This is a genomic window from Synechococcus sp. CCAP 1479/10 (genome assembly GCF_019038515.1).
Lineage (GTDB): Bacteria > Cyanobacteriota > Cyanobacteriia > PCC-6307 > Cyanobiaceae > Cyanobium.
On sequence record NZ_JAFKRJ010000029.1, the window covers coordinates 19,188 to 40,649 of the forward strand.

The window sequence follows — 21,462 nt, forward strand, 5'->3', positions numbered from 1 at the left end:
CGGTGCGCTTCGTTGTGGAGCCCGTCCTGAGAACCCATGCACCTGCTGGTGCGTCCCTCCGGTCCCCCCTGGCTCCCCCTCCGGCTCCATGTCGAATCTTTCCCGTCGCAAGTTTCTGATCACCGCCGCCGGCACCACGGCCGGTGCCATCTGGCTGAGTGCCTGTGGCGGCACCAAGGAAGCGGCCGCCCCCACCCCGGCCCCGGCCGGAGGTGGCGCCGATGCGCCTGAAGTTCCCGGGGTGACCCTCGGCTTCATCGCCCTCACCGATGCCGCCCCGCTGATCATCGCCAAGGAGAAGGGCTTCTTCGCCAAGCACGGCATGCCCGATGTGAAGGTGATGAAGCAGACCTCCTGGGCCGTCACCCGCGACAACCTGGAACTGGGCGGCGGCGGCGGCGGCATTGATGGCGCCCACATCCTCACGCCGATGCCCCTGCTGCTGGCGGCGGGCAAGATCACCAAGAGCCAGCAGCCGCTGCCGATGGCCACCCTGGCCCGGCTGAATACACAGGGCCAGGGAATCTCGGTCTCGAAGGATTTCCTGGCCAACAAGCTCACCATCGACAACAAGGCCGGCCTCGCCGACGCCGTGGCGTCCACGGCCAAGACCGGCAGGAAGTTCAAGGCGGCCGTCACCTTCCCCGGCGGCACCCACGACCTCTGGATGCGCTACTGGCTTTCGGCGAACGGCATCGACCCCAACAAGGACGCCGACCTGGTGGTGGTCCCCCCGCCCCAGATGGTGGCGAACATGCAGACCGGCACCATGGACACCTTCTGCGTCGGCGAGCCCTGGAACCAGCGCCTGGTCAACAAGAAGCTTGGCTACACCGCCGCCGTCACCGGTGAACTCTGGAAGTTCCACCCCGAGAAATCCTTCTCGATGCGTGCCGACTGGGTAGAGAAGAACCCCAAGGCCACCCAGGCCCTGCTGAAGGCGGTCCTGGAAGCCCAGATGTGGTGCGAAGACCCCGCCAACCTCGACGAGCTCTGCGAGATCACCTCGAAGGACAAGTACTTCAAGGCCTCGGTGGCCGACATCAAGCCACGGCTGGCCGGCAACTTCGACTACGGCGACGGCCGCGTCGTGACCGACAGCCCGTATCGCATGCGCTTCTGGAGCGAGAACGCCTCCTTCCCGTTCAAGAGCCACGACCAGTGGTTCGTCGTTGAAGACATGCGCTGGGGCTATCTCCCCGCCAGCACTGACATCGACGCCCTTGTGAACCAGGTGAACCGGGCCGATCTCTGGAAGGAGGCGGCCAAGGCGATCGGGCAGGAGAAGGCGATTCCCGCCAGTGATTCCCGCGGCAAGGAAACCTTCTTCGACGGTGTCGTCTTCGATCCGGAGAATCCGAAGGCCTACCTGGACGCCCTCAAGATCAAGGCCATGTCCTGACACGGAAGACGCCCCTTCCCTTGTTCCTCCAGCCCGTTCCCACCCTTCCCCCATGGCCCTCAGCGCAGCAGCACCCCACAACCGGTCCAGAAGGATCACGCCGATCTGGGTCTCCTGGGTGTCCCCCTATGTGATCTGCATCGGCGCCTTTCTGGTGGTGTGGCAGCTGGTGTCCCTGATCCTGGGGGTTGCCCGCCTGCCAGGGCCCATCAATGTCGTCGCCGACACCTGGGACCCTTACATCATCCATCCTTTCTTCGATGATGGCGGCACCAGCAAGGGCCTGGCCTGGCAGATCCTGATCTCGCTGCAGCGGGTGGCCATGGGCTATGGGCTGGCCGCCGTGGTGGGGATCACCATCGGCGGCCTCCTGGGGATGAGCCGCTTCCTCGGCAAGGGCTTTGATCCCGTGATCCAGGTGCTGCGCACCGTGCCGCCCCTGGCTTGGTTCCCGATCGCCCTCATGGTGTTTCAGGACTCCGCCGTCTCGGCCGTGTTCGTCATCTTCATCACGGCGATCTGGCCCATCATCATCAACACGGCCGTGGGCATTCGTCAGATTCCCGAGGACTACATCAACGTGGCCCGGGTGCTGAAGCTGCGAAAAAGCGCCTACATCAAAGACATCGTCATCCCGGCGACGGTGCCCTTCGTGTTCGCGGGACTGCGGATCGCCGTGGGACTGGCCTGGCTGGCGATCGTGGCCGCCGAGATGCTCAAGGCCGATGGCGGCATTGGCTATTTCATCTGGGATGCCTACAACTCTGGGGGCGATGGCAGCTCCAGCGAGATTGTGCTGGCCATCATCTATGTGGGCATCGTCGGTCTGCTGCTCGATCGCCTGGTGGCCTTCGTCGGCCGCAAGCTCAGCAAGGGAGCCGCCTGACCATGGCCGCCCTTTTCACCGTCGACCACGTCACCCAGGCCTTCCCCCTGCCCGGCGGGGGTGAATACGTGGCCCTGAGGGACATCTTTCTCGATATCGCCGAAGGCGAATTCATCTCCCTCGTCGGCCACTCCGGCTGCGGCAAGTCCACCCTGCTGAACCTCCTGGCCGGCCTCACCAGCGCCACCCAGGGCGGCATCCTGATGAACGGCCGGCAGGTCACCGATCCAGGCCCGGATCGGATGGTGGTATTCCAGAACTACTCGCTGCTCCCCTGGCTCACGGTGCGCCAGAACATCGCCCTGGGCGTCGACAACGTGATCGCCGCCAGCGACCGCCGGGAGCGGGAGGCGATCATCGAGCACCACATCCAGCTGGTGGGCCTGAAGGCCGCCGCCGACAAGTACCCCCGGGAGATCTCCGGCGGCATGAAGCAACGGGTCGCCATCGCCCGCGCCCTGGCCCTGCGGCCGAAGCTGCTGCTCCTCGATGAGCCCTTCGGCGCCCTCGACGCCCTCACCCGGGGCAACCTGCAGGAGCAGCTGATGCGGATCTGCCAGGAGGCGAAGGTCACCGCCCTGATGGTCACCCACGACGTCGACGAAGCCCTGCTGCTCTCCGACCGGGTGGTGCTGATGACCAACGGCCCCGAGGCCCACATCGACCAGGTTCTCGAGGTGCCCCTGCCCCGGCCCCGCACCCAGCTGGGCACGGTGGAGCACCCCCGCTACTACGGGCTGCGGGCCGAGATCGTCAACTTCCTGACGGACCAGCGCCGGGCCCGGCAGCAGCGGCTCAAGCCCGCCGAGCCGGTCGCCGCCGACGGCCTCGAGAAGGTGAACCTGGAGCTGGGCTTCATTCCCCTGACCGACTGCCTGCCGCTGGTGGTGGCCCAGGAGAAGGGCTTCTTCGCCAGGTACGGCCTCACCCAGGTGCGGCTGCGGCGCGAGAGCAACTGGAAAACCCTCGAGACCCACGTGCGCCAGGGCGTGCTCGACGGGGCGCTGATGGTGGCGGGGATGCCGATCGCCATGACCCTCGGCTGCGGCGGCCAGCCGCCCCTGGCGATGGTGAGTGCCCTCACCCTCAGCTGCAACGGCAATGCCATCACCCTGCACCGCCGCTTCCACGAGGCCGGGGTGAACACCCTGGCCGACTTCAAGGACTGGATCGCCGCCCACCCGGAGTCCAGGCCGGTGCTTGCCGTGGTGCATCCGGCCTCGATGCACAACCTGATGCTGCGGGCCTGGCTGGCCTCTGCGGGGATCCACCCCGAGCGCGACGTGGAACTGCTGGTGATCCCGCCGCCCCAGATGGTGGCGGCCCTCAAGGCGGGCACCATCGATGGCTACTGCGTCGGCGAACCCTGGAACTCCCGCGCCGTCCTGGAGGGTCTCGGCACGGTGATCGCCACCGATGTGGAGCTCTGGAACGGCCACGGCGAGAAGGTGCTGGGGGTGAAGGAGGCCTGGGCGACCGCCTACCCCCGCACCCACCGGGCCCTGGTGCTGGCGCTGCTGGAGGCCTGCCGCTACTGCGAAGACCCGGCCCACCGCGACGAACTGGCCGAGCTGCTCTCCCAGGGTCCGTACGTGGGCACCGATCTGGCGACGATCCGGCCGGGCCTCGTCGATGCCTACGACCGCGGCACCGGCGCCCCCACCGCCATGCCCTCCTTCAACCGCTTCTTCGGCCCCGAGGTCAACGAGCCCAACCCGGCGGAGGCGGTCTGGATCCTGAGCCAGCTGGGCCGCTGGGGCCTGACCAGCTTCCCCAGCAACTGGCAGGAGGTGGCCGAGCGCGTGCAGGATCGGGCCCTGTTCCGGAGCGCGGCCGCCGCCCTGGGGCTGCCGGCCGCGGAGCGCCCCCCGTCAGCGGTGGCGGCGGCGTTCGAAAGCGATCGCCTCGACCCGCTCGATCCCCTCAGCTACCTCGACCGCCTGCCCATCAAGGGCCAGGTGACCGTGGCCCCGGCACCCCTGCCACCGCCGCCCGCCCGGAGTGCGGACGCCCCGGTGCCCGCCCCGGCCGGCCGCTGACCCCACGCCCTCCCCTCCCTTTCCGCTCCTTCGCCCAGATGCAGACCCTGACGACGCCCCAGCCCACCACCACCGGCGCCGCCGAACCGTTCCTGGTGATCGACGGGGTCAGCAAGGTGTACCCCACCCCCAACGGGCCCTACACCGTGCTGGACAACATCAGCCTGGAGGTGACCGAAGGGGAGTTCATCTGCGTCATCGGCCATTCCGGATGCGGTAAATCCACCCTGCTGGATCTGGTCTCCGGCTTCGGCCAGCCCACCAGCGGCGAGGTGCGACTGGAATCGGTGCCGATCCGGGAACCGGGACCGGACCGGATGGTGGTGTTCCAGAACTATTCGCTGCTGCCCTGGATGTCGGCCGCCGAGAACGTGGCCCTGGCGGTGAACAACGTGTTCCCCCACCTCAAACGCAACGGCGACACCAGCCGGATCGTGGAGAGCCACCTGGCCATGGTGGGGCTGAGTGAGGCCGCCGACAAGAAGCCGGGCAGCCTCTCAGGAGGGATGAAGCAGCGGGTCTCGATCGCCCGGGCCCTGGCCCTGCAGCCCAAGGTGCTGATCCTCGATGAACCCTTCGGCGCCCTCGATCCGATCACCAAGGAGGAGCTGCAGGAGGAGCTGCTGAAGATCTGGCAGGAGCACCGGGTGACCGTGCTGATGATCACCCACTCCATCGATGAGGCCCTGTTCCTCGCCGACCGGGTGGTGATGATGACCAACGGCCCGGCGGCGACGATCGGCGAGATCCTCGAACTGCCCTTCCCCCGTCCCCGCCACCGGGCCCAGCTGATGGAGATGCCGGAGTACTACGACTACCGGAACCACGCCCTTGACTTCCTCTACCGCCGTTTCGCCCACGACGACCAGTGAGGCCGCCACACCCTGACGGGGTGACGATCGCCGAAGGCCACACCCTGTTGCTGGAACCTGACCGTCAGGATGGCGTGCGCTGCTTCCTGATCGAACGGGGGCTGCTGAAGGTGTCGTTGTCCTCCACCGACAGCCAGCCCATCACCCTGGGATTTCTCCAGGCCGGCGACCAGCTGCCGCTGGAGTTTCAGCGACGGGCCACCATGCACCTGGAGGCCATCACCCCGGTGCACCTGAGCGAATGCGGCGTGGAAGCCCCCCAGCCCGGGCAGCACAGCCTCAATGACTGGGCCGTGGATCTGCTGCTGATCCGCCGGCTCACCACGGCCGAGCAACGGCTCACGGCCCTGCTGCGGCTGCTGGCCGAACGCATCGGCCGGCGTCAGAAGGACTGGTACGTGCTGCCGCTCCAACTCACCCACGCCCAGATCGCCGATCTGATCGGCCACACGCGGGTGACGGTGACCCAGCAGTTTTCCCTTCTCCGCCGCGCCCGGCTGATCGAAACCTGCCGTGGCCCGGCCGGTGACCTGCGGTTGGCGCCCGGGCTGGTGGAGCCGCTGGTCGCCGGCTCAGGGGCTGGCTGGGGGCCGATCGGCTGAAGCGTCGGCGAGCGCCTGTGTCGAAGAAACCGCCACCGGTTGCAGCGTCACCGCCGCGGCCTTGAGCTCCGGCTGCTGGGAGATGGGGCAGCCCAGGGCATGCATCAGCCGGTTGGCCTCGCAGGCCTGCTCCTGGGCCGCCCCCCAGTGCATCGGCAGGAACACCGTGCCCTGGCGGATGCGGTCGGTGACGAGCACCCGGGCCGTCACGGCAGCCCGCCGGGAGCTCACCTGCGCCCGGCCGCCATCGACCAGTCCGTGGGCCCGGGCGTCGGCGGGATGGACCTCCAGCAGCGGCTCGGCATGGGGCCGCAGCAACCGCTCGACCTGGCCCGTGCGGGTCATGGTGTGCCACTGCTCCAGATAGCGGCCCACGGTAAGCACCAGGGGGTACTCGCCATCGGGGGGTTCCCCCAGGCCCATCGGCTGCTCGCTGATCAACCGGGCCCGGCCGGAGGGGGTGGGGAAGCGGCCGGTGGTGTGCAGGCGCGGGGTACCGCCGCCGGGCGCCGTACCGGCGGGGAAGGGCCATTGCTGGGGACCGTGCTCCTGCAGCAGCCCATGGCTGAGGCCGCTCAGATCGCACACCCGGCCCGCGGTGATGGCCGCGAACTCGGCGAACACCTCGGCCGAGGAGCCATAGCGGAACTGCTCCTCGAAACCCAGGCGCCGGCCCAGTTCGGCGAAGATCGCCCAGTCGGGACGGGCCTCCCCCGGAGGCGCACGGAAGGCATGGCAAAGGGTGACGCGGCGCTCGGAATTGGTCATCACCCCGGCCTTTTCGCTCCACTGCGCCGCCGGCAGCACCAGGTGGGCGATGGCGGCGGTTTCGGTGCCGGCGTAGGCCTCGCTGAGCACCACCAGCGGGCAGCGGGCCACGGCGGCCCGCACCCGATCGAGCCAGGGCAAGCTCACCAGCGGATTGGTGGCCGCCACCCACCAGAGCCCCAGGTCCCCCCGCTCCATCGCCTCGATCTGCTCCCACACGGTGAGGCCCGAGGCCGGCGCGATGCTCCCCGGCGCCAGGCCCCAATGCCGTTCGATCTGGGCGCGGTGGCCGGCGTCGGTGACGGAGCGGTAGCCCGGCAGCAGCCCGGCCAGCCCCCCGGCCTCCCGGCCCCCCATGGCATTGGGCTGGCCGGTGAGGGAGAAGGGCCCCGCCCCGGGCCTGCCGATCTGGCCGCTCACCAGGTGCAGGTTGATGATCCCCGCCACGGTGGCGGTGCCCTCCACGCTCTGGTTCACCCCCATCGACCAGAGGCTCACCACTCCCGTGCTGGCCGCCCAGCGGGCCGCCAGCTGGCGCAGCTGTTGCTCCTCGATGCCGCAGAACAGGCTCACCTTCTCGGGCGTCCAGCCCGCCCAGAGCTCCGCGAGCGCCTCGAAACCCTCGGTGGACGCCGCCACGTAGGCCCGGTCCACCGCCCCCTGCTCCAGCAGCAGGTGGCCGAGGCCATGCAGCAGCGCCAGGTCGGTGCCGGGCCGGATCGCCAGGTGCAGGTCGGCCGCGTCGCTGGTGGCGGTGGCGCGGGGATCCACCACCACGATCTGCAGGTCCTGCTTCTGCTTGCGCTTGCGCTTCAGCAGCCGCTGGAACAGCACCGGATGGCACTCGGCCGTGTTGGTGCCGATCAGCAGCACCGTGTCGGCCTGATCGAGATCGTCGTAGCAGCAGGGGGGACCGTCGCTGCCGAAGCTGCGCACGTAGCCGGACACGGCCGAACTCATGCACAGGCGCGAGTTGGCATCGAAGCTGTTGCTGCCCAGCGCCCCCTTGATGAGCTTGTTGGCGACGTAGTAGTCCTCGGTGAGGAACTGCCCGGAGCCGTAGATCGCGATCCCGTCGGGGCCCTGCTCGGCCAGGGTGCGGCGCACCTGGGCCTCGATCAGGTCGAAGGCCCGGTCCCAGCTGATCGGCTCGAAGGGCTGGTCGGTGCGCGGCCGGTAGAGCGGGGTGGTGAGGCGGTTGCGGTGCAGGGTCTCGCCCACCGTGGCCCCCTTGACGCAGACCTGCCCCAGGGAGGAGGGGTGGTGGCGGTCGCCGCGGGCCGTCCAGATCGCCGCGCCTCCTTCGGTGGCCGGCGCGGGGGGCTTCATCTCCAGACCGCAGCCGACGCCGCAATAGGGGCACTGGGCCCGGGCCGGGCCGTCGGAGGGGGAGGGGGGCATGGCGGGGAGGCTCAAGATGGCGGGGGCACGACAGCGACGGGCAGCCTCCCGGCGGACGTTCGGGCGTCCGCTGCGGCCACCCCCATCACCACTCCGGCCGGAGCACCGAGCTTAAGTGAGTGTCACGACGTCATCCCCCGAGAGCCCTTCCGTGACAACGATTCAGAACGGCCCAACCGCCACCCCCACCGGCCCCGTTGAGGTGGTCCTGATCCGTCACGGCGAAACGGCCTGGAGCCTCTCGGGCCAGCACACCGGCAACACCGACATCCCGCTCACCCCGCGCGGGGAGGAGGCGGCCCGCGGCCTCGCACCGCTGCTGGCGGCCAGCCCGTTCTCCCTGGTGCTGTGCAGCCCCCTGCAGCGGGCGCGGCGCACCTGCGAACTGGCGGGGCTGGCTGCTCAGGCTTGCCTCGAGCCCGATCTGGTCGAGTGGAACTACGGGGCCTACGAAGGTCTGACGAGCACGGAGATCGAGCGGGATCGGCCGGGCTGGATGGTGTTCCGGGATGGCTGTCCCGACGGGGAGAGTCCCGCCCAGGTGGGGGAACGGGTCGACCGGGTGATCGGCCGGCTGCGGCAGGAGGGCGGCCGGGTGGCCCTGGTCGCCCACGGCCATCTGCTGCGGGTGTTCGTGGCCCGCTGGATCGGTCTGACGCCCAGCCACGGCGCCCATTTCCTGCTCGACACCGCCACCCTCACAGTCCTGTCCGACTACCGCGGCCTGCCGGCCGTGAAGTGCTGGAACGCCCCCCTGGCTCCGGGCCCCTGAGGGCGGTCCATGTCGGATTGCTGACCCCCGCCAGGGGGGTTCGCCGAATCACCTGCTTTTCCCTGCAGGCAGGCGAAAGTTGAACCGAGAGCCCCCTGCATGTGACGGCCATGACCATCTCGACGATGGCCCCCTTCGAGGCCCAGGCCATGACGCCGGAACTGGAGCAGGAGCTGTCCCTGATCGATGCCTGGTGGCGCGCCGCCAACTATCTGGCCGTCGGGATGATCTATCTGCGGGACAACCCGTTACTGGCCCAGCCGCTGCGGCATGAGCACGTCAAGGCCCGGCTGCTAGGGCACTGGGGGTCCTCCCCCGGCCAGGCCTTCCTCTGGGCCCATGCCAACCGGGCGATCCGCCGCCACGACCTCGACATGATCTATCTGTCGGGGCCGGGTCATGGCGCCCCCGGCGTGCTGGGGCCCACCTACCTCGACGGCAGCTACAGCGAGGTGTACCCGGACAAGAGCCAGGACAGCGAGGGGATGCGCCGCTTCTTCAAGCAGTTCTCCTTCCCCGGCCACATCGGCAGCCACTGCACCCCGGAAACCCCCGGTTCGATCCACGAGGGCGGCGAACTCGGGTATGTGCTGTCGCACGCCTGCGGGGCGGTGTTCGACAACCCCGACCTGATCGCCCTGGCCTGCGTGGGCGATGGCGAGGCCGAGACCGGCCCCCTGGCCACCTCCTGGCACATCAACAAGTTCCTCAACCCGATCGGCGACGGGGCGGTGCTGCCGGTGCTGCACCTCAACGGCTACAAGATCGCCAACCCCACCCTGCTGGCCCGCATCCCCCACGAGGAGCTGGCCAGCCTGATGCGCGGCTACGGCTGGGAGCCGATCTTCGTCGAAGGCCACGAGCCGATGGCCATGCACCGGGCCATGGCCGCCGCCATGGACCAGGCGGTCGGGCGCATCCTGGAGATCCGCGCCGAGGCCCGCGCCAGCGGCGAGGCCGTCCGCCCCGCCTGGCCGATGATCGTGCTGCGCTCGCCCAAGGGCTGGACCGGACCGGCCTCCCTGCACGGCAAGAAGCTGGAGGGATTCTGGCGCTCCCACCAGGTGCCCCTGGCGGCGCCGAACACCGATCCCGAGCAGCTGCAGCTGCTGGAGGAGTGGCTCAAGAGCTACCGGCCCGAGGAGCTGTTCGACGAGCACGGCACCCTGCGGCCTGACCTGCAGGCGCTCTCCCCGCAGGGACACCGGCGGATGGGCTCCAACCCCCACGCCAACGGCGGCCTGCTGCGCCGCAAGCTGCAGTTCCCGCCCCTGGAGGACTACGCGGTGCAGGTGGTGGCCCCCGGCGCCACGGAGGAGGAGAACACCTACCCCCTCGGCGAACTGCTTCGCGACATCATCCGCGCCAATCCCACCTCCATGCGGGTGTTCGGCCCCGACGAAACCGCCTCCAACCGGCTGCAGGCCATCTATGAGGTGAGCAAGAAGGTATGGATGGAGGAATTCCTCCCTGAAGACCTCAACGGCAGTGAACTGGCCCGCAGCGGACGGGTGGTGGAGATGCTCAGCGAGCACACCCTGGTGGGAATGATGGAGGGCTACCTGCTCACCGGGCGCTACGGCTTCTTCCACACCTACGAAGCCTTCGCCCATGTGATCGCCTCGATGTTCAACCAGCACGCCAAATGGCTGGAATCCTGCCTGCTGCATGCCACCTGGCGGGCCCCGATCGGCCCCTGGAACTGCCTGATCTCCTCCACGGTGTGGCGGCAGGACCACAACGGCTTTACCCACCAGGATCCCGGCTTCATCGACCTGGCGGGCAACAAGAGCGGTGACGTGGTGCGGGTGTACCTGCCGGCGGATGCCAACTGCCTGCTGGCGGTGGCGGAGGAGGCCCTGCAGGAAACGAACGTCTGCAACATCATCGTCTCCGACAAGCAGAAGCACCTGCAGTACTTCAACCTGGAGCAGGCCCGGCGCCATGTGGCCAAGGGGGTGAGCATCGTCGGCTGGGCCAGCAACGACGACTGCGGCGCCACCCCCGATGAGCCGGATGTGGTGATGGCCTGCGCCGGCGACATCCCCACCAAGGAGACGCTGGCGGCGGTGGAGATCCTGCACCGGGAGATCCCCAGCCTGCGGATCCGGGTGATCAACGTGGTCAAGCTGTTCGCCCTCACCGAGCCGAACGAACACCCCCACGGCCTCAGTGACCGGGACTTCGACACCCTGTTCACCACCGACCGGCCGGTGATCTTCAACTTCCACGGCTACCCCTGGCTGATCCACCGCCTCACCTACCGCCGCACCAACCACGCCAACATCCACGTGCGCGGCTACAAGGAGAAGGGCAACATCAACACGCCCCTCGAACTGGCGATGAACAACCAGATCGATCGCTTCAATCTGGTCATCGACGTCGTCAACCGGGTGCCCTTCCTGCGCTCCCGCGCCGCCCACGTCAAGGAGCGGATGCAGGACGCGATCCTGTCCCACCGGGCCTATGCCCACACCCACGGCACCGATGCCCCGGAGGTGACCGACTGGCGCTGGACGCCCCCGGCGTCCGCGCAGGGATGACGGAGCCGGCGACGCTGGCCGGCGAGGTGGCTGGGGAGGTGCTGGTGCTGAACGCCGGCAGCTCCAGCCTCAAGGTCTCCGTGCACGCCCGCTCGGGGGACTGCCTCTGGAGGGACCAGCGCAGCTGGAGCGTCGGCGCCGCGGAAGGGTCGGCCCCCGAGGAGCGGCTGGAGGCGGTGCTGGACGCCTGGCTGCCCGGGGCCCTGGCCGGCCGGGTTGACGGGCTGACGGTGGCCGGCCACCGGGTCGTCCATGGCGGCGAGCGATTCACGGCTCCGGTCCGGCTCGATGCCGCCGTGCTCGCGGTCCTGGAGGAGCTGGTGCCCCTGGCGCCGCTGCACAACGGTCCGGCCCTGCGGGTGATGCGCTGGCTGAGCCGCTGGCAACCCGGGATCACCCAGTGGGCCTGCTTCGACACGGCCTTCCACGGCACCCTGCCGGAGGCGGCCCGCACCTACGCGATTCCGGCCCGCTGGCGCGCCGAGGGCCTGCGGCGCTTCGGCTTCCACGGCCTCAACCACCAGCACGTGGCCGAAACCGTGGCCCGCCGCACCGAAAGCGAGCACCGCGGCGAGGAGCTGCGGCTGATCAGCTGCCACCTCGGCGCCGGCTGCTCCCTCTGCGCCATCCGGGGGGGCCGCAGCATCGCCACCACCATGGGCTACACGCCCCTGGAGGGGCTGGTGATGGCCACCCGCAGCGGCTCCATCGATCCCGGCCTGCTGCTGCACCAGCTGCGCCGGGGCGTCACGGCCGAGGAACTCGACCACGGGCTGCAGCAGGAGAGCGGCCTGCTGGGCCTCTCGGGGCTGAGCGCCAGCATGAAGGACCTGCGCCAGGCCGCCGCCGCAGGCCACGCCGGCGCCGAGCTGGCGATCGCGGTGTTCCGCCACCAGCTGCTGCAGGGCATCGGGGCCATGGCCGCCAGCCTGGGCGGGGTCGACGTGATCGCCCTCACCGGCGGCATCGGTGAACACGACCGGGCCCTTGGGGAGGAGCTGGAGGCGGCGCTGGCCTGGCTGGCGCCCTTCGAGCTGCTGCGGATCCCCGCCGATGAGGAGGGGGTGATCGCCCGGCACTGCGGTGCGGCCGGCCCCTGAGGCCTCAGGGGCGGCGCCAGGACTCGCGGTGCATCCAGCTGATCCAGTCGGCGGAGATCTGCTTGGGGCAAACGGCCTCGCATTCCAGGTGGCTGCTGCAGCTGCCGAAGCCCTCGCTGACCATCTGGTCCTGCATCGCCCGGGCGCGCTGCCGCCGCTCCGGCTGGCCCTGGGGCAGCTGGCCCAGGTGTGCCAGCTTGGCGGCCACGAACAGGCTGGCGGAGGCGTTGCGGCAGCTGGCCACGCAGGCGCCGCAGCCGATGCAGGCGGCGGTGTCGAAGGCCTGGGCCGCCTGCTCCCGGCCGATCAGCAGGGCGTTGGCCTCCGGCGCACTGCCGGTGTTGATCGAGCAGTAGCCGCCACTGGCGATGATCCGGTCGAAGGCGGAACGGTCCACGGCCAGGTCCTGCAGGACGGGAAAGGCCCGGGCGCGGAAGGGCTCCAGCGTCAGCACGGCGCCGTCGCGGAACTGGCGCAGGTAGAGCTGGCAGACGCTGGTCGCCCGCTGGGGCCCCTGGGCCTGGCCGTTGACCAGAAAGCCGCAGGACCCGCAGATGCCCTCGCGGCAGTCGTGCTCGAAGCCCACCGGCCGGCCACCGGCGGCGATCAGCCGTTCGTTGAGCAGGTCGAGGGCTTCCAGCAGGGAGAGGTCGGTGGACACCCCCTCCAGCCCATGGACCTCGAAGCCGCCGGGCTGGTCGGGACCGGCCTGGCGCCAGATCCTCAGGGTGAGGGAAACGGTCTGCATGGAAACGGCCGTGGCGGGGACAGCCGTGGCGTCGGGGCTGATTCTGCCGGTCAGGCGGCGGGGATGTTGTCGTTCCGCTTCATCCACGCCGCAATGGCCCCGGTCCCAAGGCGAAAGATGCAATACTCAGTAAATTTTCAGAAATAGGGTTCCGGCCCGCCATGCCCGATCGGGTCCCTGCTGCCGCGTGAACGATCACCGAAAACTAGTCGTGGAGCTTCGCCGGTCGATGGGACGGCTTGAGGCGGCCCTCGGCACGATCAGCGATGCCCTGGTGATCACCAGCTGCGAGGGGCGGGTGCTCTGGTGCAACGCCAGCTACGCGCGGCTGGTGGACCGCACCCCCCCGGCGGTCCTGGGGGAATCGATCTACGACCAGCTGCCCCGCGACTGCGACAGTGCCCCCCTGCTCAACCCGGAGCTGGTGCTCGCCGGCGGCGACCTGGGGGGCCACTTCACCCGGGTGCTGGACCGCAGCGAGCTGCGGGCCATCGAGATCGAGTGGAAGCCCATTCGCAGCGAGCGGCTGAGGCCGCTCATCTTCTGCTTCCGGGACGTCAGCGCCCTGCTCTCCTACGAGCAGCTGCGGGTCGAGGCCGAGCGGATTGAGCGGCGCCGCCAGCAGACCGAGAACCTGAACCGGGCCCTGGAACTGGAACGCCTCGCCCTGGCCACCAAGGTGATGGAGTGTCCCGTCACCGGCCTGCCCAACCGCCGCGGGCTCCACGTCAGCATCCGGGCCGCCCTCAAGACTCAGCGCCAGAGTGGCGGCCGGATCAGCATCCTGTTCTGCGATCTCAACAGCTTCAAGGAGATCAACGATCTGCACGGCCATCAGATCGGCGATGACCTGCTGATCGAGATCGGCCGCCGGCTGCAGCACTCCCTGCGCTTCGGCGACATCCTTTCCCGCCTTGGTGGCGATGAGTTCGTCGTGCTGACGATGGGCATCTTCAATGAGGCCGATGCCCTGCAGCTGGCGATGCGGCTCAATGATGCCGTCGGTCAGGCGTGGTCGGTGGAGGACCACACGATCCGCCCGTCGATGAGCATCGGCATCACCATCTCGGATGATCCGGACATCACCGTGGATGAGTTGATCCGGCGGGCTGATCTCGCCATGTACGAAGCCAAGACCAACGATCAGCACATCGCTTTTTACCATTCCTCCATCGACAAGAAGGTCAGGAAGAACATCCATCTGCGCCATCAGCTGGAGGGGGCGATCCAGCACGAGGCCATGTTCCTCGCCTATCAGCCGATCGTCGGGCTTGAGGATCGGGCGGTGGTGGGGATGGAGGCACTGCTGCGCCTCGGGGCGATCACGGCGCCGATCGCCACCCCCTCGGAATTCATCCCCCTCGCCGAGCGCACGGCCCTGATCCTGCCGATCGGCCGCTGGGTGATCAGCGAAGCCCTCCGCCATCTCAGCCAGCTGCGCGCCGAGGGCTCGGAGATCACGATGGCGATCAATGTGAGTCCCCTGCAGCTGAAGGAAAGCGGCCTCAGCGATTACTTCCTCACCCAGGCGGAACGGCTCGGGGTGGATCCCGGCTGGACCGTGATCGAGGTGACCGAAAGCATCCTGATCGAGCACCCCGAACTGGCCACCTCCGAGCTGAGCCGCCTGCGGGAGGCCGGCGTCAAGGTGCATCTCGATGACTTCGGCACGGGTTACTCCAGCATGTCGTGGCTGGCGCGGCTGCCGATCGATTCGATCAAGGTCGACCGCAGTTTCATCGCCGACTTTCTCAACGACCACCGCAAGGCCGTGGTGCTCGAGGCCATGATCCGCCTCTCCCACGACCTGGGCCTGGGCCTGATCGCCGAAGGCATCGAGACCGCCGAGCAGCACGAAGGACTGCTGGCCATGGGCTGCGACCAGGGCCAGGGATTCTTCTTCGGCCGGCCCGAACCGCTCAGCCGTAGTTTCGCGGTCCCGGCACAACGGATCGGTAGGTGAGGGGCTCGCTGTGGCGCAGGGGGGTGCCGCCGGGGCGGTGCTCCCAGGCCGCGATGTGGGCGAAGCGCTCGTCGTCCCGCAGGGCTTCGCCGTCCGGGGTCTGATGCTCCTCGCGGAAGTGGGCGCCGCAGGATTCCTCCCGCGCCAGGGCGTCCCGCAGCATCAGATCCGCCAGTCCGAAGAAGTCCTCCAGGCGCAGGGCCTTCTCCAGTTCGCCGTCGAGCACACCGTCCTGGTCAGGGAGGCGCAGGTCCCGGAGGAAGTCCTGGCGCAGGGCCTCCAGCTCGGTGAGCGCCGCCGTGAGGCGATCGGAGCGGCGGCTGATGCCGCAGGCGTCGATCATCAGGTGGCCCAGCCGGCGGTGGAAAACATCCACAGGCTGGCTTCCCCCCGTGCTTCGCAGGGCCCCGATGCGGGCCTCCACCGCCGCCACGGCCCCCCGGCAGGCCGGGTGGTCGTCCGCCAAGGCGCCGGCACCGGCGCCGGCCAGCCAGCCCGTCACCGTCGCCGGGGCGATGAAGTAACCATCAGCCAGGGCCTGCATCAGGGCACTGGCCCCGAGCCGGTTGGCGCCGTGCTCGGAAAAGTTGGCCTCCCCGAGCACGAACAGGCCGCCCACCGTGCTCATCAGGTGGTAGTCGACCCACAGCCCACCCATCGTGTAGTGGGGGGCGGGATAGATCCGCATCGGCGTGGCCCTGGGGTCGTCGCCGGTGATCCGCTCGTACATCTCCAGCAGGTTCCCGTAGCGGGCGTCGATCGCCCCGGTGCCGTCCCGGGCGATGGCGCCGGCCAGGTCGAGGTAGACGGAGCGGCCGCCGGGCCCGACGCCCCGGCCCTCCAGGCACAGCTCCCGGGCCCGACGTGAGGCCAGATCCCGGGGCACCAGATTGCCGTAGCTGGGGTACTGGCGCTCAAGGAAGTAGTCCCGCTCCGCCTCCGGAATCGCCGCCGGAGGCCGGTCGTCGCCGGGGTGCAGCGGCAGCCAGATCCGGCCGTCGTTGCGCAGGCTCTCGCTCATCAGGGTGAGCTTGCTCTGGTGGGCGTCGCCGCTGGGGATGCAGGTGGGGTGGATCTGGGTGAAGCAGGGGTTGGCGAAGCAGGCCCCCCGCCGGTGGGCCTGCCAGATCGCCGTGGCGTTCGACTTCAGGGCATTGGTGGACAGGTAGAAGACGTTCGAATAGCCGCCGGTCGCCAGCAGCACCGCATCGGCGCTGATCACCTCCAGGGCGCCGGTGAGCTGGTGACGGCAGACCACCCCCCTGGCCCTGCCGTCATGGACGATCAGGTCGAGCATGTCGCGGCGGCAGAGCAGCTCCACCCGCCCGGCGGCGACCTGGCGCAGCATCGCCTGGTAGGCGCCATAGAGCAGCTGCTGGCCCGTCTGGCCCCGGGCGTAGAAGGTGCGGCTCACCAGGGCGCCGCCGAAGCTGCGGTTGGCGAGGGTGCCCCCGTACTCCCGGGCGAAGGGCACCCCCTGGGCCACGCACTGGTCGATGATCGCGCCGCTGATCTCGGCCAGCCGGTAGCAGCCGGCTTCCCGGGCGCGGAAATCACCCCCCTTCACCGTGTCGCGGAACAGGCGCTCGACGCTGTCGCCGTCGTTGGCGTAGTTGCGGGCGGCGTTGATGCCCCCCTGGGCCGCCACGGAATGGGCCCGCCGGGGGCTGTCGTGATAGGTGAGCACCTGCACCCGGTAGCCCTGCTCGGCCAGGCTGGCGGCGGCCGAGGCCCCCGCCAGACCGCTGCCCACCACCAGGATCCGCAGCCGCTGCTTGCGGTTGGGGCTGATCAGCGGCAGGTTCTCGCGGCAGCGCTGCCAGGCGGTGGCGACGGGGCCGTCGGGCAGGCGCGGATCCAGCGGCATCGGCGTGCTCATCCGCCGGCCAGCAGCGGGACCGCGGGCCGCAGCACCAGGGCGATCGGCACCAGGGTGAAGCCTGCCCCCAGCAGCAGGGCCAGCCCCCGGCCCCCCAGCCGCAGGGCGGCCGTATTGGCGGGCTCCAGCAGCCCCAGCCGGCGCACGGCGCTCTCGGTGCCGTGGATCAGGTGCAGACCCGCCGCCACCCCGGCGGCCCCGTAGAGGGCCAGGCACCAAGGCGTCGCCAGCACCTCCAGCACGGCGGCCAGCTCAGCCCCCGCCGCCGGGCGATGCCAGCGCAGCTGGGCGAGGTGCAGGCAGAGAAACAGCAGCAGCAGCGAGCCGCTCCAGGGGATGGCCCGGCCCGCCAGGGCCGCCAGGGGCTCCCACGCTCCCGTCCGGCGGCTGCGCAGGGGGCCGGCCGCCGGGCCGCGGGCCTGGCGATTGACGTGGGCCCGGTGCAGCGAGAGCAGGGGATGGCCCAGGGCGGCCGCCAGCAGGGCGAGCTCCAGCCAGGGCAGCCAGCCCTGCTGGTGCAGGGAGGCGGCATAGCTCTCGAACGCCGGCGGATCCACCAGGGCCAGCAGCACGCCGCCGAGGTGGACGGCGAGGAACAGCACGAGCGCCAGGCCGGTGACGGCGATCCAGAATCCGATGATCATTCAGCTGCAGGTCAGCGCCCCTGGAGGCAAGGTGGCAGAAGGCATCGGGGGAAGGGGCCGGGGCGGGGCATGCGGCCGCCGGAAGCCGGGCGGGGCGCCAGGCGGTGTGCTGGGTGGTGCGCTGGGCATTGCGCCGACATGAAGCGGTCCGACCAGTCGCCCCTGGTGAGCGTCATCGTACCCAACTTCAACCACGGGGCCTTCCTGGGGGAGCGGCTGCGATCGATTCTCGACCAGACATTTCAGGACTTCGAGCTGATCGTTCTCGATGACGCCTCCCGCGACGATTCCCTCGCAGTGATCAGGGAGCGGCTGCAGGCCCATCCCCACCGGCTGGTCTGCAATGCGGTCAACTCAGGTCAGCCGTGCTCGCAATGGCTGAAGGGCATGGACATGGCCGCGGGGCGTTACATCTGGATCGCCGAATCGGATGACACCTGCGCACCGCTGTTTCTCGAACGGATGGTGACCCACCTCGAGAACGGCAGCGTGCTGGCGTACTGCCGCACCACCACGATGGATGCCACGGGCGATCCGATCGCCGACCAGAGCTTCTGGCCGGATCACTTCGACGCGGAGCGCTGGCAGCACTCCTTCACCCTCGAAGGGTCGCAGCTGTGTCGCACCTACATGGACCGGGGCAATGTCATCGCCAATGCCAGTGGCGTGGTGTTCCGTAAGCCCGATGCCGCGACCCTGGAGGCCCTCGGCCCGCTGACCGCCGGCCGGCGCTGCACCGGCGACTGGCTGTTCTGGAGCCACTACCTGATGCGGATGGGTGGCACCGTGGCCTTCGACGCCGAGGCCCTCTCCGGCTTCCGCTGTCACGACAAGACCACCCGCAGCACCGTCAGCCGCGGCCAGGAAAGACTCCGCTTCGCGGAATATTCCTCCGCCATCGCCTCGGTGCTGCGCATCACCCGGCCGAAGCCGGCCTGGCACTGGCATGCCGTGGCCACCAGCGGCGGCTGGGACTGGATTCTCTACGAATACCTCTGGCGCTACAAGCCATCGCTGGCCGAGAAGCTGCTGATCCGGATCCTGCACGGCCCCCTGCGCCTGGGGCTGTACGCGCGGCTGCTGCAGTCGCCGCAACTTCGCCGCCGCTACCTCCGCTGGCCCACCGGCTGAGGCGACACCACCGGGCCGGCCCGGTGGCCGCGACTATCGTTGGGCCCGGCAGCCCTGGGTGGTCATTGCGCGTCGCCTTTGCCCACTACAGCCAGGCGGATGACATCAGCGGCGTCACCACCTGGGTGCTGGGACTGGCCCGACGACTGGCGGCCGATGGTGTCAGCGTCGCCATCCATTTCGTGAACGCCCCCGGTGCAGGAAGCAGCGAAGGGAGCGCGGAAGGCCGTGGCGAACCGCCGCTGTTCAAGGCGCTGCGGCGCCAGGGCATCGAGGTGTTCGCCACGCCCAGGCGGGCCAGCCTCGAAGCGGACGCCCGGGACACCCTGGCCTTCCTCAACCACTGGCGGCCCACGGTGTTCCTGCCCCAGTGCAAGCCGGCCAACTACGCGGCGGCGGCCCAGGCCGGCCGCCGGGGGCTGCCCTGGGCGCTCACCCTGCATTCGGATGATCCCGACTACTGGGCGACCGTGGCGGCCTTCGGGGGCGCCCGCCAGGGCAGCGTCCTGGTCTGCGTGTCCCGCCACATCCGCGAGGCCTGCACCGCCAGGGGCATCGATCGGCCAGCCCGGGTGATTCCCTACGGCGTGCAGGTGCCGGCGACGGCGACGGACGTCCGCGCCGATCCCTTCCGGGTGGTGTTCAGCGGCAGGATCTGGGAGCACCAGAAGCGCGCCTCGCTGGTGATCCGGACGCTGATCCAGGCCTGCCGGTCGAAGGCCTCCATCCGCGCCACCCTGATCGGCGATGGCTATGCCCGGGCGGACTGTGAACGGCAGGTGGCCGAGGCCGGCCTCGCCGCGGCGATCGACTTCACCGGATCGCTGCCCCCCGAGCAGGTGAAGGCCCGGCTGCTGGATGCCCAGGCCATCCTGCTGATGTCCGACTTCGAGGGGCTGCCGATCGCCCTGCTGGAGGCGATGGCGGCCGGCGTGGTGCCCGTGGTGCGGCGCATCCCCAGCGGCATCCCCGAGCTGGTCGACGATGGGCGCACCGGCCTGCTGGTGTCGGAGGATCCCGAGGAGGCCGCCGCTGCCCTGGGGCGGCTGGCCGACGATCCCGCCCTCTGGCGGCGCTGCTCAACGGCGGCCCGGGAGCTCGTCAGCGGCCACTACAACGCCGACGCCAGCTACCTGCTGTGGCGCCGGCTGCTGGAGGAGCTCGATCAGCAGGGCAGGGCCGCCCCGTCCAGCCCCTACCCGATCCCCTGCCGCCGCATCGAGGGCCTGCGGGGGATCCCGCCCTCCTTCCATCAGGAGTACCGGGCCCCCCAATCCCGCTCCGCCGCCCTGCGGCAGGCCCTGCGCACGGCCGTCGCCAGGGCCAAGCACCGGATCAAGGGGGTCCTGGGCCGTCGCCGGAAGGGGTGACCCCGGCATGGGAGGGTGCAGGGAACCCCGGCGCCCGGCCGTGCGACTATCGCGCCCCTCCACCCTCCTCTGCGCCTTCCTGACGCTGCTGAACGACCGGCTGGGGGAGAGCATCGTCTTCCCGCTGCTGCCGTTCCTGCTCGCGGACTTCACCACCGACGGCCGCACCCTGGGCCTGCTGGCCGGCAGCTACGCCATCGCCCAGTTCAGCTTCACCCCCCTGATCGGGGCCCTCAGCGACCGCTACGGCCGCAAGCCCGTGATCACCGCCTGCGTGGCCGGCTCGGTGCTGGGCCTGGGCCTGTTCGCCCTCACCGTGATCCTGCCCTGGAGCCGCCTCTGGCCCGAGGCCGCCGCCGCCGGCCTGCCCCTGGCCCTGCTGTTCGCCGCCCGCCTGATCGACGGGGTGAGCGGCGGCACCGCCGCCACCGCCGCGGCCGTGCTGGCCGACATCTCGACGCCGGAACGGCGGGCCCGGGCCTTCGGCCTGATCGGTGTGGCCTTCGGGCTGGGGTTCATCCTCGGCCCGGCCCTGGGCGGCCTGCTGGGCCGCATCAACGTGAGCCTGCCGCTGCTGCTCGCCGTGGGCTTCGCCGCGCTGAACCTGGTGGTGGTGGTGACCCTGCTGCCGGAAACCCATCCGCCCAACGAGCGGCTGCCCCTGCCCCGGGTCTGGGAGCTGCAGCCCTTCGGCCAGCTGCAGCGGGTGTTCGCCGATCCGAGGGTGCGCCGCCTCTGCGCCGCCTTCTTCCTGTTCTTCCTGGGGTTCAGCGGCTTCACCGCCCTGCTGGTGCTGTACTTCAAGCAGGCTTTCGGCTGGGGCCCGGGCCTGTCGGCGGGCGCCTTCCTGGTGGTCGGTGTGGTGGCCACGGTGGTGCAGGGGGGCCTGATCGGTCCGCTGGTGCAGCGGCTGGGGGAGTGGCGCCTCACCCAGATCGGCCTGGGCTGTGTCATGGCGGGCTTCCTGCTGGTGCCCCTGGCGGATCAGGGCAACGCCGTGCCCCTGGTGTTCACGGCGGTGGCGATCCTGGCCCTGGGCACCGGCCTGGTGACCCCCAGCCTGCGCAGCCTGGTGTCACGGCGCCTCGCCGACAGCGGCCAGGGCGCCGCCCTGGGCAGCCTGCAGGGACTCCAGAGCCTGGCCAGCTTCCTCGGCCCACCCCTGGCGGGGCTGGCCTACGAGACCATCGGCCGCCGCAGTCCGTTCTGGCTGGGGATTCTGCTGATGGCCGTCGTGGTGTGGCTGGTGGCGGCAGGATCCCACCGTCAAGCAGAGGCGACACCCTGACGGCGGGATCGCCATTGCTACCTTGCCTTTTCTGATGCTCGCGGAGCCCCGCCG

16 protein-coding genes are annotated in these 21,462 nt (G+C 70.0%); 12 read left to right on the forward strand and 4 right to left on the reverse strand.

Features of this window, described 5'->3' with window-relative positions; translation table 11 throughout:
- The first annotated feature begins 88 nt into the window (after positions 1-88).
- Genes KUG39_RS10830 through KUG39_RS10850 form a run of 5 tightly spaced genes read left to right on the forward strand, consistent with a single transcriptional unit; the run spans position 89 to position 5,801 of the window.
- Positions 89-1,402 carry a CmpA/NrtA family ABC transporter substrate-binding protein gene (locus KUG39_RS10830; RefSeq protein ID WP_094586385.1) on the forward strand — a complete coding sequence of 438 codons (1,314 nt, stop codon included), beginning with the start codon at positions 89-91 and terminating at the stop codon, positions 1,400-1,402.
- A 52-nt stretch (positions 1,403-1,454) separates the two neighbouring features.
- Entirely contained in the window at positions 1,455-2,288 is an 834-nt protein-coding gene (ntrB, locus tag KUG39_RS10835; RefSeq protein ID WP_094586387.1) for a nitrate ABC transporter permease, read from the forward strand.
- 2 nt (positions 2,289-2,290) lie between these two features.
- Entirely contained in the window at positions 2,291-4,327 is a 2,037-nt protein-coding gene (locus tag KUG39_RS10840; RefSeq protein ID WP_216912745.1) for an ABC transporter ATP-binding/substrate-binding protein, read from the forward strand.
- Between the two features lie 38 nt (positions 4,328-4,365).
- Entirely contained in the window at positions 4,366-5,199 is an 834-nt protein-coding gene (locus KUG39_RS10845; RefSeq protein WP_216912747.1) for a nitrate ABC transporter ATP-binding protein, read from the forward strand.
- A 20-nt stretch (positions 5,200-5,219) separates the two neighbouring features.
- The gene (locus tag KUG39_RS10850; RefSeq protein WP_216912749.1) at positions 5,220-5,801 is read left to right on the forward strand and encodes a Crp/Fnr family transcriptional regulator; all 582 of its coding nucleotides are present in this window, start codon (positions 5,220-5,222) and stop codon (positions 5,799-5,801) included.
- Here the strand turns inward: KUG39_RS10850 and KUG39_RS10855 are convergent.
- Positions 5,772-7,970: a molybdopterin oxidoreductase family protein gene (locus KUG39_RS10855; RefSeq protein WP_216912751.1), complete on the reverse strand. Its 2,199-nt coding sequence runs from the start codon at positions 7,968-7,970 to the stop codon at positions 5,772-5,774. The two genes, KUG39_RS10850 and KUG39_RS10855, sit on opposite strands and share 30 nt — an antisense overlap.
- Positions 7,971-8,121: 151 nt before the next feature.
- Between KUG39_RS10855 and KUG39_RS10860 the strand changes: the two genes are divergently transcribed.
- The 3 genes from KUG39_RS10860 to KUG39_RS10870 all read left to right on the forward strand — a co-directional run bounded on the left by KUG39_RS10860 (position 8,122) and on the right by KUG39_RS10870 (position 12,385).
- The gene (locus KUG39_RS10860; protein ID WP_216912753.1) at positions 8,122-8,742 is read left to right on the forward strand and encodes a histidine phosphatase family protein; all 621 of its coding nucleotides are present in this window, start codon (positions 8,122-8,124) and stop codon (positions 8,740-8,742) included.
- Positions 8,743-8,852: 110 nt separating this feature from the next.
- The gene (locus KUG39_RS10865) at positions 8,853-11,285 is read left to right on the forward strand and encodes a phosphoketolase family protein (RefSeq protein WP_216912755.1); all 2,433 of its coding nucleotides are present in this window, start codon (positions 8,853-8,855) and stop codon (positions 11,283-11,285) included.
- On the forward strand, positions 11,282-12,385 hold the full coding sequence (locus KUG39_RS10870) for an acetate/propionate family kinase (protein ID WP_216912758.1): 1,104 nt from the start codon (positions 11,282-11,284) through the stop codon (positions 12,383-12,385). Before KUG39_RS10865 ends, KUG39_RS10870 begins: the two co-directional genes overlap by 4 nt.
- Before the next feature lie 4 nt (positions 12,386-12,389).
- Here the strand turns inward: KUG39_RS10870 and KUG39_RS10875 are convergent, their stop codons facing one another.
- Entirely contained in the window at positions 12,390-13,133 is a 744-nt protein-coding gene (locus KUG39_RS10875) for a succinate dehydrogenase/fumarate reductase iron-sulfur subunit (protein WP_216912760.1), read from the reverse strand.
- Between the two features lie 229 nt (positions 13,134-13,362).
- On the opposite strand from KUG39_RS10875, the gene KUG39_RS10880 reads away from it, so the two are divergent.
- Positions 13,363-15,096 carry a putative bifunctional diguanylate cyclase/phosphodiesterase gene (locus KUG39_RS10880; RefSeq protein ID WP_216912762.1) on the forward strand — a complete coding sequence of 578 codons (1,734 nt, stop codon included), beginning with the start codon at positions 13,363-13,365 and terminating at the stop codon, positions 15,094-15,096.
- On the opposite strand, the gene KUG39_RS10885 is transcribed toward KUG39_RS10880, so the two are convergent.
- Together KUG39_RS10885 and KUG39_RS10890 are read right to left on the reverse strand one after the other, a co-directional pair.
- Entirely contained in the window at positions 15,053-16,963 is a 1,911-nt protein-coding gene (locus KUG39_RS10885; protein WP_286194004.1) for a fumarate reductase/succinate dehydrogenase flavoprotein subunit, read from the reverse strand. The two genes, KUG39_RS10880 and KUG39_RS10885, sit on opposite strands and share 44 nt — an antisense overlap.
- An 8-nt stretch (positions 16,964-16,971) precedes the next feature.
- Positions 16,972-17,619, reverse strand: coding sequence for a succinate dehydrogenase/fumarate reductase transmembrane subunit (locus KUG39_RS10890; protein ID WP_216912766.1), 648 nt, complete (start codon positions 17,617-17,619; stop codon positions 16,972-16,974).
- 138 nt (positions 17,620-17,757) lie between these two features.
- On the opposite strand from KUG39_RS10890, the gene KUG39_RS10895 reads away from it, so the two are divergent.
- From KUG39_RS10895 to KUG39_RS10905, 3 genes are all read left to right on the forward strand, one after another.
- Entirely contained in the window at positions 17,758-18,750 is a 993-nt protein-coding gene (locus tag KUG39_RS10895) for a glycosyltransferase family 2 protein (RefSeq protein WP_216912768.1), read from the forward strand.
- 65 nt (positions 18,751-18,815) lie between these two features.
- Positions 18,816-20,120 carry a glycosyltransferase family 4 protein gene (locus KUG39_RS10900; RefSeq protein ID WP_216912770.1) on the forward strand — a complete coding sequence of 435 codons (1,305 nt, stop codon included), beginning with the start codon at positions 18,816-18,818 and terminating at the stop codon, positions 20,118-20,120.
- Between the two features lie 7 nt (positions 20,121-20,127).
- A complete protein-coding gene (locus KUG39_RS10905) occupies positions 20,128-21,408 on the forward strand; it encodes an MFS transporter (protein WP_190609962.1) in 1,281 nt (426 codons plus the stop codon).
- Positions 21,409-21,462: the final 54 nt, after the last annotated feature.